Origin of the sequence: Gardnerella piotii (genome assembly GCF_003397585.1) — a bacterium.
GTDB lineage: Bacteria > Actinomycetota > Actinomycetes > Actinomycetales > Bifidobacteriaceae > Bifidobacterium > Bifidobacterium piotii.
Genome location: NZ_QJUV01000002.1, coordinates 34,310 through 50,997 on the forward strand (window position 1 = coordinate 34,310; position 16,688 = coordinate 50,997).

At 48.7% G+C, this 16,688-nt stretch carries 7 protein-coding genes; all 7 read left to right on the forward strand.

Annotation, left to right across the window (positions count from 1 at the left end; all coding sequences use genetic code 11):
* Positions 1–74 precede the first annotated feature (74 nt).
* The 7 genes from D0T20_RS06100 to grpE all read left to right on the forward strand — a co-directional run bounded on the left by D0T20_RS06100 (position 75) and on the right by grpE (position 16,660).
* The gene (locus D0T20_RS06100; RefSeq protein WP_116438766.1) at positions 75–1,802 is read left to right on the forward strand and encodes an alpha-amylase family glycosyl hydrolase; all 1,728 of its coding nucleotides are present in this window, start codon (positions 75–77) and stop codon (positions 1,800–1,802) included.
* 302 nt (positions 1,803–2,104) lie between these two features.
* Positions 2,105–2,878: a TraX family protein gene (locus D0T20_RS06110; RefSeq protein ID WP_116438768.1), complete on the forward strand. Its 774-nt coding sequence runs from the start codon at positions 2,105–2,107 to the stop codon at positions 2,876–2,878.
* A 269-nt stretch (positions 2,879–3,147) separates the two neighbouring features.
* Positions 3,148–5,958 carry a glycoside hydrolase family 31 protein gene (locus tag D0T20_RS06115; RefSeq protein ID WP_116438769.1) on the forward strand — a complete coding sequence of 937 codons (2,811 nt, stop codon included), beginning with the start codon at positions 3,148–3,150 and terminating at the stop codon, positions 5,956–5,958.
* Positions 5,959–6,552: 594 nt separating this feature from the next.
* A complete protein-coding gene (locus tag D0T20_RS06565) occupies positions 6,553–8,598 on the forward strand; it encodes a hypothetical protein (protein ID WP_116438770.1) in 2,046 nt (681 codons plus the stop codon).
* 63 nt (positions 8,599–8,661) lie between these two features.
* Positions 8,662–13,491 carry an FIVAR domain-containing protein gene (locus D0T20_RS06125; protein ID WP_116438771.1) on the forward strand — a complete coding sequence of 1,610 codons (4,830 nt, stop codon included), beginning with the start codon at positions 8,662–8,664 and terminating at the stop codon, positions 13,489–13,491.
* A gap of 536 nt (positions 13,492–14,027) precedes the next feature.
* Positions 14,028–15,929: a molecular chaperone DnaK gene (gene dnaK, locus D0T20_RS06130; RefSeq protein ID WP_016802822.1), complete on the forward strand. Its 1,902-nt coding sequence runs from the start codon at positions 14,028–14,030 to the stop codon at positions 15,927–15,929.
* Positions 15,929–16,660, forward strand: coding sequence for a nucleotide exchange factor GrpE (gene grpE, locus D0T20_RS06135; RefSeq protein WP_116438772.1), 732 nt, complete (start codon positions 15,929–15,931; stop codon positions 16,658–16,660). The genes dnaK and grpE overlap by 1 nt, the downstream gene beginning before the upstream one ends.
* Positions 16,661–16,688: the final 28 nt, after the last annotated feature.

Genomic DNA, 16,688 nt, shown 5'->3' on the forward strand with positions numbered 1-16,688 from the left:
AAAGTCAAGTCAAAAAAGACAAGTCAAGCCAAAAATTAATACACGCCAAACAAAACCAACAAAACGGGGGAAATATGCAAAACGAACATGCGCAATGGCTGCGCGACGCCGTATTCTACGAAATCTACCCACAAAGCTTCTACGATTCAAACGGCGACGGAATCGGCGATATTCCAGGCATAATCGAAAAACTCGACTACGTAAAATCACTTGGCTGCAACGCAATCTGGTTAAATCCTTGCTACGATTCTCCATTTAAGGATGCAGGCTACGACGTGCGCGACTACAAAAAAGTGGCAGCGCGCTACGGCACAAACGAGGATTTGCAACGTCTTTTTAGCGAAGCTCACAATCGCGGAATGCACATTCTGCTAGACCTTGTTCCAGGGCACACAAGCGAAGAGCACGAGTGGTTTAAGCAAAGCTCGCGCGCGCAAGAAAACGAGTTTAGCAAGCGATATATTTGGACAGACAGCGCGTTTAGCGGCTATTCCATGCCGTTTATTGGCGGCGAAAGCGAGCGAGATGCCACGTATATTCTTAACTTCTTCAAATGCCAGCCAGCGCTAAATTACGGCTTTGCGCATAGGGATCGCGCGTGGCAATCCGCGCCAGATTCCGCGGAGGCTGCGCAAACGCGCGCTGCAATGGTTGATGTTATGCGATTCTGGCTTGCGCTCGGCGCGGATGGATTCCGTGTAGACATGGCGGATTCGCTTGTAAAAAACGACGACAACAATGGCGAGGGAAGCCTTGGCAAAGACAACACGATTCGCGCATGGCAAGAGATGCTGGGTGCTGTAAAGGCCGAGTATCCGCAGGCTGCTTTCGTTTCGGAGTGGGGCAGGCCTCGTCAGGCGCTGGCTGCTGGGTTCGACATGGACTTCTACTTGAATTGGCGATGGGATGGGAATCCTAACGGTTATGCGCGCCTGGCTCGCGATGTGGATAATGCGCTAGACAGCAGCCCCGAGCACGACCACAGTTACTTTAATGCGCGCGGCGGCGGCAGCATTTGCCCATTCTTAGACGATTATTGCCCGCAGTATGAGGCCACTTGCAACGATGGCTACTTTAGTTTTATAACGTGCAATCACGATACTCCGCGACTGGCTCCGCGATTAAGCGAGCGCGAAAGGCGGATTGCGTTTGGCATGATTCTTACAATGCCAGGCGTGCCGTTTGTGTATTACGGCGACGAAATCGGCATGAAATACCGCGATATTCCTACAAAAGAGGGCGGTTATGCGCGCACGGGTACGCGTACGCCAATGCAGTGGGATGATTCCAAGAATTTTGGATTCTCTGCAGCCGCAAAGTCGAAGTTGTACCTGCCTGTTGAAGCGCGCGCGGATGGAAGGACTTGCGCAAACTCGCGCAAGCAGGCCGTGCAAAGTGGTGAGATTCCAACGGTTTTGAGGCAGGAGCAGAATGGTGATTCGCTGCTTAACTGGGTGCGCGCGCTGATTGCTTTGCGTCACGAGTGCGCAGCGCTGCACGCGGATGCTACTTGGCGAGTGCTGTACGCACCTGTGGATGGTCGCAGTTTTGCGTACGAGCGGTGCGCGGTTGAGTCGGTTGAGTCGGATGGTGAATGCTCTACAGAACGAATTATTGTGGTTATGAATCCTGGATTAAATGAGGAGACGATTGAGCTTAGTGCGCTTGCAGGGCTTACGCCAGAGGCGATTTTGCAGCCGCGGCTTTCGATTGGGGCGGTTGCTTGCGATTCTTCCGCGCTTAAACTCGGCGCGCAGTCCTTCGCTCTGTTTGTTTGCGCTCCGACTTGCATGATCGCTTAAAGCGTAGCGCGTGGATGGCGTTCTTGCTTTTGTTTCTTTTTTCCTGCGTTTGTTTCCAAAATCGACCAAAATGTGAACAAATGCGGGTAAAAGGGAACAAACGCGGGAAAGTGTGCCCGAGTTTGTTTACAAAATGGGCCAAAAAGGGAACAAATGCGGGTAAAAGGGAACAAACGCGGGATAAAAGAAAAAGCGCACTGCAGAGATTGAAGTCTGAGTTTGATACAATTGCAATGACGGCAAAAGCTATACGCACAACGTTATACGCACTTAACGCCACGCGTGCGAGCAAGAGGTGAATTATGGACGCGCTAAAACCAAAGATCCGCGCAGACAAGAACATAAAAATGGGGATTACGCTCAAAAAGTTCAAGCTGCTCGGCGCTGTAATGATGATGCTCAGCGCGTTCGGCACAACCGTGATTCCGCACCTTTTTGGCGGCCTTTCCACTTCCAACATGTGGAGCCTTACGGCTGCCGTAGTGTGCGAAGTTGTAAGCTGGTCGGCCCTGCCGTGGTATGCGTGGCTGCTCGTTCGTGGCTATCAAAACACGCATAACCTCAACCTTTACACGCTCCGTCTGCTTGTGCTGGCTCTTATTTGCGAGGTTCCGTACGACTTTACAACCTTTAGCTGCGCTTTCGATATGCGCTCGCAAAACCCAGTGTTTGGTCTTGTTATTGCGCTTTTTGTGCTTTCGGGAATCGACATGGTTCGCGCGCGTTTTAAGGGCGCGCAAAAAGTGGCGTCAATCGCAGTGATCCTGGTTGCAGGAATATTGTGGAATCTTTTCGGGAAAGTCGGCTTTAGGCAGAATATTTTTTGGGGCGGAGCTTTACTTTTAGGATTTGTTCTTATCTTTAGATTCCTGGAAAACCACGAGATTCGCATGGAGCTGATTGCTGGCGCGTTTGGCGCTATGTCGCTTTTGGCGCCAGGCGTTGGCGTGGCTGTGCTGCACTATCGCAGTCCATACGGCGACGGCCCTAAGCAAACTAAGCAATTCCGCTGGCTTATGTATGCGTGGTATCCGCTTATGCTTGTAATCGCAAGCGTGTTCACGATTCTGCTTTAGGTGCTATCTTAAGCCTTTAGCTTTAAGTCTTTAGTTTTTAGTCCCTATATATATGTTTTAATTTTTTATTTAGTCTTTAGAAGAGTGGCGTAATTTTTACGGCGCGGTTGCTGGCGACTTTTCCGCGGCGCGTATCGTTTTGTAAATGCAAACGTTTGCTGTATGATTTTGGAAGATGCAACGCAGCAACGTAATTAATGCAGCAAAGCAACGTAACGCAAAATAGCAATGCAGCAAAGCAGTAACAAAGCAAAGCAAAGAGGCGTAAAATGACTTTGAATCCGCAAGAATTGAAAGAATCGCAAGATGCGCGTGAAGCGCGGGGGACACATGGTGTGCAAGACGCGCACATTTTTTACGATTATGCTAAAAATCCGCTAGCTAAGGCAAAAGAATCGCAGGTTATAAGCGGCAAAAATTGGCGAATCACGTTAATCACGGATTCGCTTGTGCGCCTTGAGTGGAGCGAAAACGGCGGATTTGTAGACGCGCCTACGCAAACAGTTGTAAGGCGAAACTTTGAGAGCAGCGCGCAGTTTGCCGCGGAAAAATCGCAAGCAACCGAAGATGAAGCATCGCGCGCTTTTAATCCAAAATCTGTTAATCCAAAATATAGTGTAAAAAACTTGGAAAATGGCTGGATAGAAGTCGAAACCGAAAAACTGCTGATCACGTACAACCAGCAGCCGTTTAGCAAAGAGGGCTTGAGCATTGTTGTGCGCGGAGTGCCAGGCTCGCAATTCAACACATGGCATTACGGCGACGAGTGCCACGGCAATTTGCTCGGCACAGCGCGAACAGTGGACGAGGCGGATGGAGCCGTAAAGCTTGGAACGGGCGTAATATCTCGCGATGGGTGGGCCGTTTTAGACGATTCGCGCTCGGCACAAATCGCGTACGCGGCTGCTGTTGATGGAAAAGAAAACCCATACGGGGCATGGGTGGAGCCGCGCGCAAAGGCAGATGGCGGCGTGTCTGGCGAAAACTCTAAAGACCTATACTTCTTTGGCTACGGTCACAACTATATAGGCGCGATTCGCGACTTTTACAAGCTTACGGGCGCGCAGCCGCTTCTTCCGCGATTCGCGCTAAGCAACTGGTGGAGCAGGTACTACAGGTACAGTCAAGACGAATATTTGCAGCTAATGAGCCGATTTAAGCGCGAAGGCATACCGTTTTCTACTGCCGTAATCGACATGGATTGGCACGTAACGGATGTGGACCCAAAGTACGGTTCGGGATGGACTGGCTACACGTGGAACCGCGATTTGTTCCCAGATCATCGCGCGTTTTTGCGCCAACTTGCCAGCGAAGGGCTTACCGTAACGCTTAATTTGCATCCGCGAGACGGCGTGCGCGCGTTTGAAGACGACTATGCGCAAGTTGCTAGCGATATGGGAATTGACCCTGCAAGCGGCAAGGCAGTTGAGTTTGACCTTACAAATCCGCGATTTTTGCGAGCATACCTAAACATGCATCGGCGCATGGAGGGCGAAGGCGTTGGGTTCTGGTGGATTGACTGGCAGCAGGGCGGAGTTACAAAGCAGGCTGGCTTGGATCCGCTTTGGATGCTTAACCACGTGCATTACCAGGATTCGGGGCGCGGCGGCGCGTGGCCGCTTACGTTCTCGCGCTACGCGGGGCCTGGCTCGCACCGCTACCCAGTGGGATTTTCGGGAGATAGCGTAACAACGTGGGATTCGCTGGCTTTTCAAACTTACTTTACTTCTACGGCGTCCAACATTGGCTACGGTTGGTGGAGCCACGATATTGGCGGACATATGCTTGGTGTGCGATGCGATGAGCTGGAGGCGCGCTGGTATGCGTTCGGCGCGTTTAGCCCGATTAATCGCCTTCACTCCAGCTGCTCGCCGTTTGCAGGCAAGGAGCCGTGGAACTTCCCTGCCGAGACGCGAAATGCGATGGTTAAAATGCTGCGACTTCGCGCGCAAATGCTGCCTTATTTGTATACGATGAACTATCGCGCGGCGGTTTGCGGCAGGCCGATTGTAGAGCCAATGTATTGGCAGTCGCCAGAAACGCTTGCAGCGTACGAGATGCCGAACGAGTACCGTTTTGGCAGCCAGCTTGTTGTTGCGCCAATCGTTAGCAAGGGATGCGCGCAAGTTGAGCGCGGGTGCACTGCCGTTTGGCTTCCAGAAGGCGATTGGTACGATTTCTTTGACGGAAGGCGCTACGTTTCGCGCGGCGGTGCGGGTTGCAGATTTGAGGTTTGGCGAGGAATCGACCGCGTGCCAGCGTTTGCGCGCGCTGGGGCTATTGTGCCAATGCAAGTTTTGCCGAGTGAAGCGGATTGTGCAAGTAGCGAGCAGGCTGCGGCGCATGTTAATAGCGTTGAAAATCCGCGATCTTTGCGCATTCTTGCATTCCCAGGGGATTGCGGCGAGTTTGTTATGCGTGAAGATAATGGCCGCTTTGAAGACGCGTGCGCTGGGAAAACTGCCGATACGCGCATGGAGTTGATTTGGCGAGATGGCAATGGATCTACACAGTTTGTGATTGATGCAGCAAAAGGATGCGCTAGTGCCGTTTCTTCGCTGCCTTCCAATCGCGATTGGAGCGTTGTGTTTAAGGGCGTTGCTTGCCCAGACTTTTCGCGTGTTCGCGTTTTTGTTGGGGAAAATCAGCTTGAATCTAAAGCTGTAGAAGTTTTATATGAAGGCGAAGAGGGCGACTTAAGCCTTACTGTTTCTGTGCGCGATGTGCCTGTTGGCGATTGCGTGCGCGTGATTGTTGATGGCGGACTGTGCATTGCGCAAGACCCTAAGATTGGCGATTGCTACAGGTTGCTTTTACAAGCGCAAATGCCGTACCGCGGCAAGGAGATTGCTTTTGATGCGATTCGCCAAGCTGATGGCAGCGCGAGTGCTATAAGTGAACTTTGCGCGCTTGAGTACACTAGCGAGAGCGATTTTGACCGCTACCAGCAAAGCGTTGACTTGACTAACGCGCATGCGCCGCAGCATCCAGAGGTTGCTAAGTGGGCGCAATGGAAGTGCACGCTGCCTGATTCGGTTAAGCGCGCGCTTGAGGAGATTTTACTTCGCAGCGCGCTGTAACTGCGCGAATCGACTTGCATGAGCGCTTAGAGCGTAGCGCGCGCGGTTTACCGCGTTTGTGGTTCTAATCGGCGTGTTGAGCTACAAAGTGCGGAAAAACTTCCGCACTTTGTACCATATTTGGCCTAAATCACGTACAAAAAGCGGAGAAAACTTCCGCACTTTGTACCAAATTTGACCTAAATTACGTACAAAATGCGGAAAAGTTGATGCTTGCGGCGAATTCATAAGCGCGCTGCAGAGGGTTAAAAGTGTGAGTTGTCTTATATACAAATGTTTAGATAATTAAGCTAAAAATGGCGTCTGGCGTGTTAAAATCGCAAGTGTTTTCTAAAAAATCATCTCGTAAAAACCCTTGAAATAAAAGGCCTGGGGGGGGGGGGGTATGTATCTCCAAAAGCTATAAACATTTGTTTATGTAGTGTCAAAAATATTCTCTAAATGTTATAATGACTTGTTAAAGATTGCTGCTCCTTTATGGTTGCGCGCTATTGAAAATTAAATAACTACTTTTAGGGCTTATGACTTTTTGTCGCTCGTGGTTAGAGTGTTCAAAACTTTTTGACTATTTGTTCTAATAGAAAGAAGAGGAAAATGACTACAAAATCTGGTAAGCACACCAACAAGATTGCAAAGAATGCATTTGATTCTGCAGCCAACAATGGTGTTATAAAGGCTGTTGATATGCGCAAAGTGGCCGCTCTTTCGGCTGGAGCTGCTGGTGTGATTGCTGGCGCGGCGATTGCTTTTGGTGCAACTCCTGCAATGGCTGCGGATGCTACTTCTGCGCCTGTCGACACGACTACGCCTGCAAATACGCAGGATGTAACTGCTAAGAATGATGGTTCTAATAAGAAGGTTGATAAAGAGCACCAGGCTGATGAGACTAATCAGAATAATCCGACTGATGTTAAGAAGCAGCCTGAGCAGACTGTAGTAAAGGCTGAAGGTAAGTCTGATGTTAACCCCGAGGGCACTACGTCTGAAAATCAGGATCGCGCGTCGAATGGTACAGAAAGTCAAGATCCTAATAAAATTAAGCCAAACACAACGGATAAAGATAATACCAAGATTGATATTAACGAGACTAACGCTGAAACTATGCCTAATATGTATGGCTGGGGAAGCACAGAAAACACGTTTAGTGTAGATGGTGAAACGCACACGGTTACTTTCAACTTTGCAAAGCCAAAAGATGGTGGAACAATCACCAATATTGCTATTTTCCCTGCTCAAAACAATGGTTTGACTAACGATAAGAGCAAGAGGGGTGCTGAATACTATTCTGGCGATGATACTATGCACCAGAGCTTCTCTGGCAACTATACGTTTAAGAAGGGTAACGACGGCTCTGCAACTCTTACGATGAGCAATCTTTTTAGAAATGGCGATATCGGTGCAGCTGAGAAGTATGCAGCGAATCGTTCTATTTTTGTGTACGTAACCAAAGATGGTACTACAACTGTTTATAAAACGAATGCATTCCGTGCAGCAACGCTTGTGCCACCAAAGACAGCTGGATCAGTTGTGCTGAAATATAATCAAGCTCTTACGGAAGAGCAGGTTCAATCAGCAATTACCTCTGCTGCTAATGCTGAAACAGCTCGCGGCGATAAGAAGTCTGTGAACGATCAGCTCGCCGCAGCAAGCGCATCGAATGGCGTATTTACCAGGGAGAATGGTAAAGCGGTGCGAGTTACAGATACCACTGATGGCAAGCTTAACGTAAAGTCTTCGGATGCCTACGATGCAAAGCAGTTTGCGGATATTAATACTAAAAAAACTGACGATACAAACTCTTATGTAGCTGGTTCGAAGACTCTTAATACTTATATGGTTACGGATTTGGGCTTTAAGTCGCAAGCTATTCCGCTTACGGTTGCGCGCTACGACACGCGTATCGATAAGCCGATTGTGGAAGATCCGACTAATCTTTCGACTGAAGTTAAGGAAGAAATTGCAAAGAAGCTTGCAAAGATTAACGGCGTAACTCCAGATAAGATTTCGTTTGTCGGAGATGAAGCTGTTATTAGCTTTGATGGGGTAGATGCGAAAGATGCGCCTAAGATTAAGCTCAGCGAGCTTGTATTGAAGAAGTTCAAGGAAGATCAGATTACTGTTCCTGTAGCCGATAAAGCAACCGTTATTTACAATCCACTTGGCTACTCAAAAGCAGAGCTTGCGCGCATTAAGCAGTCGATTCTTGAAGCGAACAAAAATAATACAGATCTTGGCCTTACCAGCGTAAATCAAATTACGCTTTCGTACGTTGAAGGCGATACTGTCATTGGTCATGAAAATATAGGTATTTCGAACGGTCAGCAAGAAAACAAGATTACCGTTAAGATCAAGACCGATAAAGCCTATGCAGAGTTTACTTCTGACGTAAAGGCTGGCAAGCTCACGCGTTTGGTGGATATTCGCAAAGATTATGACGTCTCGTGGGAGCAGGATAAGAATAAGATTGACGGTCGCACCTCCGATGAGGGATTATCCTGGGGCAACGATAGCCATACCACTATCATTTACCGCTACGACCCAACTAAAGCAGAAGAGTTTGATACAACAAAGATTCTTGGTTTGCTCAAAGCTACGCCGAAAAAAGGTGCTGACAGCAAGGACCTCGTAGCTGGTTTGTGAGATCTTACAGGCGGCGAGCAGCTTGATCACGAAGATTCAAATGGCAAGCCTCGAAAGTCACACATGAAATACGCCCTTAAAGATGACGAGCCAACTGGCGAGCTTTCGGTGGGCAATATGAGCGGTGCATACTGGATAGGCAACCAAAAGGTGAGCCATTCCGACGAAAAACTCGGTGACAATCAGTCGATTGCTGGACCGTATTCGTGGGATCCAGAAGCTGGCCCTGTAACAGTAGCTGGTAAGAAGGATAAGATTTACAAGGCGCGCTTGTTCGTTCAGCCGTATGCAATGACATACTACAAGGACGTGTATATGGAATCAGGGCGCAATCCAGGAAATACTGCAAAGGCAATCAACGTTATCTTTGTGCCGCAGACGAATCATAAGACGAGCGATTTAAAGAAGTCAGTTGGCGAGCACCAGACTACCAAGATTGAAGGCAAGGATGTTCCAACCGAGTCGAAGTACTACAACGCTTCGGACAAGAAGAAAGAGGCGTATGATGAGGCGTTGAAGCAAGCTAATGAGGCTTTGAAGCAGGCGGGTGATACAGAAGATTCCAAGCTGCCTGAGAATCTAAAGGCGCTCATCGATAACGCGACGATTAATCTTAATAAGGCACGCGCCGAGCTTGATGGTGATGCAACTAATAAAGACGGCTTGAACACCTCGATTGAGGCAAATGGCAAGGTGAAGAATGGTAAGAACGATCAAGGCGCTCAAACGATTGCAAACGCTGACCCAGCTTATCAAAACGCAACTGATGATGAGCGCAAAGCCTACGACGATGCTGTAGCAGCAGCAGATAAGGTCTCCAAGGATCCAAACGCTTCTCAGAAGGAAGTAAACAAGGCTATTGAGGATCTTAAGAAAGCTAAAGCAGCACTTGATGCTAAAGCAACAGATAAGTCAAAGCTGATAACTGCTGAAAAGCTCAGTTTCGATAATCCTGATACTACTGATGCAAGCAAGCAAAGTACCTTCTACAAGAATGCCGCCGCGAAGAAAGGCATCGACCCTGCTGCTAAAACCGCTGTTGAAAACTATGACAATGCGTTAGCTAAGGCACGTGAGGTTCTTAAGAACGACAAAGCAACTCAAAAAGAAGTGGATGCTGCTAAAGATGCATTAACTAAGGCCGAAGATGCTCTGCATGAGAATTATAAGTCCGATGCTAATGATCTTACGAAAGCTCTTGCAGATAATGTAACTGGTTACCTTATGCCTGCATACTTTAACGCTTTCGATAAGGCGCAAGCTGGCGACAAAGACGCCAAGAAAGCATTTAAAGATTACAACGATGCTTATCAAAAAGCCAAGGAGCTTAAGAAAAAGTTTGCTGAAACCGAAACGTCTAAACAGCCAACTGCGGAAGAAATTAAAACAGCGAAAGAGGCTCTTGAAAACGCACGTAAAGTTATCGACAAGTATGCAACTAATACCAGCAAACTTTCGGCTGCTGCATTTAATGACCTTGCAATACAAAACAGCCCAGCCTACAAGAATGTGTCCGCAGATGATGCAAGCGCGGAGGCAAAGGCTGCTAAGCAGAAGTATGACGATGCTGTAACGAAGCTACATCAGGCGCTTAATAAACAGATGCCTAAGGATAAGGATAAGACAACTGGTCAGGATATTCCTGATACAAATATTCCTGTTAAGGACGGCAACCTTGATGATAAGGACTACCTGAAAGATATTCAGGCACATGCAAAAGGCGAGCCTCTGGATAGGGATATTACCAAGATCCTTAAGGAAATGAACGACGCAGCTGCTGAGTTGAACAAGTTTGCAACCAAGACTGATGAGCTTCTTAAGTCAGTCAACGAGGACGCGGCCACGCATCAAAACCCTGCGTTTAAGAACGCGTCGCAGCCAAGTTACAAAAACGATGATGGTTCTGACAATACCGACAAGAACAATGCAGCTAAAGCAGCAGCAGATGCTTATGGTGACGCTCTTAATGCAGCTAAAGAATTGCTTAAGAATCCTGCTGCAACGCAGAAGGAAGTCAATGATGCGTTGAAGAAGCTTGACGATGCTCGCAAAGAGCTTGACAAGTACAACACCGACACCACCAAGCTTAAGGAAAGCGTAAAGAAGCATGGCTCTACAGAGGGTTCTGCGCCTACAGAAGGCACGCAAACTTCTGATGCGTATCGCAACGCGTCTGACCCTCACTTCATGAAGGAAGAGGGCGGCAAGCTTGTTCCTGATGACAACAAGAACAAGCAGGCTGCTGCAGCCAAGAAGGCGTATGACGATGCTTTGACCAAAGCTCAGGAGCTTTTGAAGAAGCATGATGATAATGCCACGCCGCAAGACGCAAAGCCAACGCAGAAAGACGTCAACGATGCACTTAAGGCTCTTGATGAAGCACGTACCAAGCTTGATGACTACAAGACTGATACCACTGCTTTGAACACAGAAGCGGAAAAGTCTAAGGAAGATGCCGAAGGCGCTAGTGCAACTGGTAAGTTCGAGGACTCTCCAGAGTTCAAGAACGCCGACGGTAAGGAAACTGGTAAAGACGACGTTAAGGCATACAAGGACGCACTGAAAAAAGCGCGCGAGCTTGTAAAGGCTGCAACGGAACAAGGCAAGAAGAACAGCGAACGTCCAACGCAGCAGCAGGTTGACGAGGCGCTTGAGGCTTTGAAGAACGCCAAGAAGCAAATCACCGACAATTACAAGACCAATGCAGCTGCGCTTAAGGCTGCAAAAGACTTTGCAGCTGGCGACTTTAAGAAGACGCCTGAGTATAAGAATGCTGATGCGCTTAAGGGTGATCAGAATGCAGATGCGGAAAAGAAGAACGCGGCTAAGGATGCTGTTGATGCTCTTGATAAGAACACTAACGGCGGCGCTCTGAATAACGCCATCGGTATTCTTCAGGCATTCGACGATGACGGCAAGCCAAAGCAGGGGGGAACAACGGGAGCCAGAATCCCAACTCAGAAGGAAGTTGATGACGCGCTTAAGACTTTGCAAGAAGCCATGAACAAAGTCACCAACAATTACAAGACTAACGCCGACAAGCTTAAGAATGAAGTGGGCGATAAGGACGAGAATGGCAAGGATGTAAATCCTCCATTCGAGGCATCGGTTCCGTACAAGAACGCGCTTGAAAAGGCGAAGACTGAAACTGATAAAACTTCCGATACTTCTGCAACCAAGAAGCTAGAAGATTACAACAAGAAGCTGAAGGCTGCGCAAGACTTGATTGCGCAGGTAAACAGTACCGATCCGAATGCTGATCCAGATAAAAAGCCAACACAAGCGCAGGTAGACGCTGCTCTTAAGGCTTTGCAAGAAGCCAAGAACGCTATCAAAGATGCCTTTGCAACTAATGCTAAGGCTTTGAAGGATGAATCTGCGAAGTCTACTGCTGACGGTGCAACTACCGTTGGTAAAGATGACTTTGAGGCTACTACTGAGTTCAAGAACGCTGATGCTAAGAAGGGTGATGATGGCAAGGAAAATGCTGATGTCACTGCTTATAAGGATGCGTTGGGTAAAGCTAGGAATTTGCTTAACAAGTTCGATCAGAATGGTAAGCCAAATTCTGGTGAAAAGGATGTTCCAACTCAGAAGGAAGTTGACGAGGCTCTTAAGAATCTGAAGGAAATTAAGGATAAGATTACTAAGAACTACGTCACTAGCCCGCATGACTTGTATAAAGAAGTTGATAAGTCTAAGGACGGCGATACTGATACCAACACTGATGTGTTCGAGAACACTCCAGAGTTCAAGAATGTGACTGCTAAGGGTGATGAAGCTGCCAAGAAGGATCTCCAAGATTACAACGACAAGCTCAAGGCTGCTAAGAAGCTCCTTGACAAGTTCGACCGCACTACTGGCAAGCCAAAGACTCTCCCAGCGGGCGAAAAGGCTCCAACTCAGCAGGAACTTGATAAGGCTCTAAAGGATCTTCAGGATGCCAAGAAGAAGATTACCGAAGGCTACAAGACTAATAAGTCTGATTTGAACACTGAAGCTGGCAAGGATTCTGACTTCACCAAGACGCCAGAATTCCAGAACGCTGCAGGAAGCCTAGAGGCAGACGCGTACAAGAAGGCGCTCGAGGAAGCGAACAAGGTTCTTGGCGACGAGAATGCAACTCAGGCGCAGGTTGACGAGGCTTTGAAGAAGCTTAAGCAAGCTAAGGATGACCTTACAAGCAAGCACAGGACGAATAAGAACAAGCTCTACCAAGAAACGGGCAATGACCCTGAGTTCCGCAAGTCGATTCCGTTCTTGATTGCAGATGGCAAGGATATAGCTGAGTACAACAAGGCGCTGAACGATGCAAATGCTGTGCTCGCGGATCCAAACGCTACCCAAGCTCAGGTTGATGAAGCGCTTAGAAAGTTGCAAGCTATAAAGCAGAAGATGATTGACTTCTACAACTCGCTTGGTTCGGGTAGTGATGACGATTCCGATGGCAACAACAATGGCACGGGCGCGAATAACGCGAACGCTGCAAACGCGGTTGATAAGTCAATGTTAAGTGCCGAAGTGAATGGTGCTCTTGCAGACATTGCTAATGGCAATGGTGCGGCTGGCGCATCTAATGGCGCTAATGGCAATAAGGGCGCACTTGTAGACGCAAGCGTGATCAAGGAGTTTAATGATGCTCTAGAAAACGCTCGTCGCGTGCTCGCTGACCCGAATGCTACACAGGAGCAGGTTGAAGCTGCGACTATGCGACTTCGTGCGGCTCGTGCTGCGCTTAATGCAGCAAAGGCAAACAAGGGTAGCAACTTGCGCGGAAACATGGGAGTGCAAACTGGCGTTGATTCCGCAACGTTAAGCGCGTTCGCTGCCGTGTTTGTTGGGCTGGCGGGACTCGGAGTGTCTGCTAAGCGCCGTAAGCACGCTAGCAAGTAAAAATTTGCGCTCTAGTAGCGTTCCTTAAAAAGCGTTCGCATTTTGTTTTGTGGTGTGAACGCACAAAATGGCTTGGAGATAATCTTCAAGCCATTTTTGTTGCGCGCTCCGACCTGCCTTCGCGCTTAGACCGCACTCACGTCTTTACTTGGTATTGCGCGAGGGCTGGGTGTTTCTGCGTTCGCGCGGCTAATCCGCGCAAGCGATTTGACGGGTTTTGTACCAAATTTGGCCTAAATCACGTACAAAAAGCGGAACCAATTGACGCACTTTGTACCAAATTTGACCTAAATCACGTACAAAAAGCGGAAAATAATACGCGCAACACCAAGTAAGGAAGGCGCGCTCGCTGCGCAAAGTTGAGTGAGGGAGTGTTAAGTTTTTGCGAAACGCGCGCAAAAATGCTTGACTTTAATAACTTGAGTGTGTTAGACTCAAGTTTTGTAAAAAGAAAAAGCGGCTAGTCGCAAGGCTGGCTGTCAAGAATTTGAGTACATAGATTAAAAGGTACATAGATAAGATAGCTAGGAGATATTATGGGACGCGCAGTAGGTATTGATTTAGGAACAACGAACTCCTGCATTGCAACGCTTGAAGGCGGCAGCCCAACAGTTATTGTTAACGCAGAAGGTGCGCGTACAACACCGTCCGTGGTGGCTTTCAGCAAGTCGGGAGAAATCTTGGTTGGCGAAGTCGCTAAGCGTCAGGCTGTTACAAACGTTGACCGCACGATTAGCTCCGTAAAGCGCCATATGGGTACGGATTGGTCCGTTGAGATTGACGGCAAGAAGTGGACTCCGCAAGAGATTTCTGCTCAGGTTTTAATGAAGTTGAAGCGCGATGCAGAAGCCTACCTTGGTGAGCCAGTAACCGATGCCGTTATTACATGCCCAGCATACTTCAACGATGCTCAGCGTCAGGCAACTAAGGATGCAGGTAAGATTGCAGGCTTGAATGTGCTGCGTATTATTAACGAACCAACTGCTGCTGCATTGGCTTATGGCCTCGAAAAAGGCAAGGAAGACGAGCGCATTTTGGTGTTCGACTTGGGTGGCGGTACTTTCGATGTGTCGCTTCTTGAGATTGGTAAGGATGACGACGGCTTCTCCACAATCCAGGTACAGGCCACTAATGGAGATAACCACTTGGGTGGCGATGACTGGGATCAGAAGATTATTGACTGGCTTGTTGGCGAAGTTAAGAATAAGTACGGCGTTGATTTGAGCAAAGATAAGATTGCTTTGCAGCGCTTGAAGGAAGCTGCTGAGCAGGCAAAGAAGGAGCTTAGCTCTTCTACTTCTACCTCGATTTCTATGCAGTACTTGGCAATGACTCCAGACGGCACTCCAGTGCATTTGGATGAGACTTTGACTCGCGCTCACTTTGAGGAGATGACTTCCGACTTGCTCGGTCGCTGCCGTACGCCATTTAACAACGTGCTTTCCGACGCTGGCATCTCCGTAAGCCAGATTGATCACGTGGTGCTTGTTGGTGGTTCAACTCGTATGCCAGCCGTCAAGGAGCTTGTAAAGGAACTTACTGGCGGTAAGGAAGCTAACCAGTCCGTGAATCCAGATGAGGTTGTGGCTGTTGGCGCAGCTGTGCAATCGGGCGTTATTAAGGGAGACCGCAAAGACGTTCTGCTTATTGACGTAACTCCACTTTCTTTGGGCATTGAAACCAAGGGTGGAATTATGACGAAGCTTATTGAGCGCAACACCGCAATCCCAACTAAGCGATCTGAGGTGTTCTCTACTGCAGAAGACAATCAGCCATCCGTGTTGATTCAGGTATACCAGGGCGAACGCGAGTTTGCGCGCGATAACAAGCCTCTCGGTACTTTTGAGTTGACGGGTATTGCTCCAGCTCCTCGTGGCGTTCCGCAGATTGAAGTGACTTTCGACATTGATGCTAACGGCATTGTGCACGTTTCTGCTAAAGATAAGGGCACAGGCAAGGAACAGTCCATGACGATTACGGGCGGTTCTGGCTTGCCAAAGGACGAGATTGACCGCATGGTTAAAGAGGCGGAAGCTCACGAAGCGGAAGATAAGAAGCGCAAGGAAGAAGCGGATACTCGCAACCAGGCAGAATCCTTTGCTTACCAGACTGAAAAGCTTGTGAACGACAATAAAGATAAGCTTTCCGACGAAATCTCTAAGGAAGTTACCGAAAAGGTGAATGCTTTGAAGGAGGCTTTGAAGGGTGATGACGTTGAGAAGATTAAGAGTGCGCAAAGCGAGCTTATGACGTCTGCGCAAAAGATTGGTCAGCAGCTTTACGCTCAGCAGGGTGCGGCTGGTGCTGCAGGTGCTGCTGGTGCTCAGGCTGGTGCCGCTGGTTCTGCATCTGATGCAAATGCAGGTGCATCTAAAGATGACGACGTGGTTGACGCCGAAGTGGTGGACGACGACAAGGACGATAAGGACAACAAGTAATGTCCGAGTTTAACGCCAACGACTACTTGAGTGGTTTGGAAGACGTGCCGTCGGCGGCTGACGATTCGTGTGCAGCGGATAGCGCTGCGGCGGATGGTGTTGCGGCTGATGGTGTTGCGGAGCATGAGGAAACTCATGAAGCAAAGCACGCTGCTGCTAACACCGATGCGGCCGCTAGCGCAGCCGCCGACGCGGAAAAGTCGCAAGCAACCGCAGATGAATCCAACGCGCGTAAATCTCAAGAAAATGACAATTCTGTAGACGCTCAAAGCAGCGAAGAAGACGATTCCTTAACACCTCTTGGCAAAGCCAAAAAAGAGGCGGCGGATTATTTGGAAGCGTTGCAACGCGAGCGAGCTGAGTTCATCAACTTCCGTAACCGCGCAGCCAAAGAGCAAGACCGATTTAGGCAGCATGGAATAACAGACGTGCTTACGGCTTTATTGCCAGCTTTAGACGACATTGATAGGATTCGCGAACACGGCGCAATGGACGATTCGTTCAAGGCTGTGGCCGCAAAATTAGACAAGGCGTTTGAAAAGTTTGGTGTAGAAAAGTTTGGCGAAAAGGGCGAAGACTTTGACCCAACAAAGCACGATGCGATTCTACACAAGCCAGATGCGAATGCTACGAAGGAAACGGTTGATGTTGTTGTGGAATCGGGCTACAGGATTGGAGATAGAGTGATTCGCGCTGCAAGAGTCGTAGTGGCGTCTCCAAGCAATGAGTAGTAGTGTGCGCAGCGTAAAACAGTGTGAA

Excerpts from the sequence above, each read along its gene's own strand:
- D0T20_RS06565 (WP_116438770.1), top strand. The coding sequence starts at position 6,553 with ATGACTACAAAATCTGGTAAGCACACCAACAAGATTGCAAAGAATGCA.
- D0T20_RS06110 (WP_116438768.1), top strand. The coding sequence starts at position 2,105 with ATGGACGCGCTAAAACCAAAGATCCGCGCAGACAAGAACATAAAAATG.
- dnaK (WP_016802822.1), top strand. The coding sequence starts at position 14,028 with ATGGGACGCGCAGTAGGTATTGATTTAGGAACAACGAACTCCTGCATT.
- D0T20_RS06100 (WP_116438766.1), top strand. The coding sequence starts at position 75 with ATGCAAAACGAACATGCGCAATGGCTGCGCGACGCCGTATTCTACGAA.
- D0T20_RS06115 (WP_116438769.1), top strand. The coding sequence starts at position 3,148 with ATGACTTTGAATCCGCAAGAATTGAAAGAATCGCAAGATGCGCGTGAA.
- grpE (WP_116438772.1), top strand. The coding sequence starts at position 15,929 with ATGTCCGAGTTTAACGCCAACGACTACTTGAGTGGTTTGGAAGACGTG.
- D0T20_RS06125 (WP_116438771.1), top strand. The coding sequence starts at position 8,662 with ATGAAATACGCCCTTAAAGATGACGAGCCAACTGGCGAGCTTTCGGTG.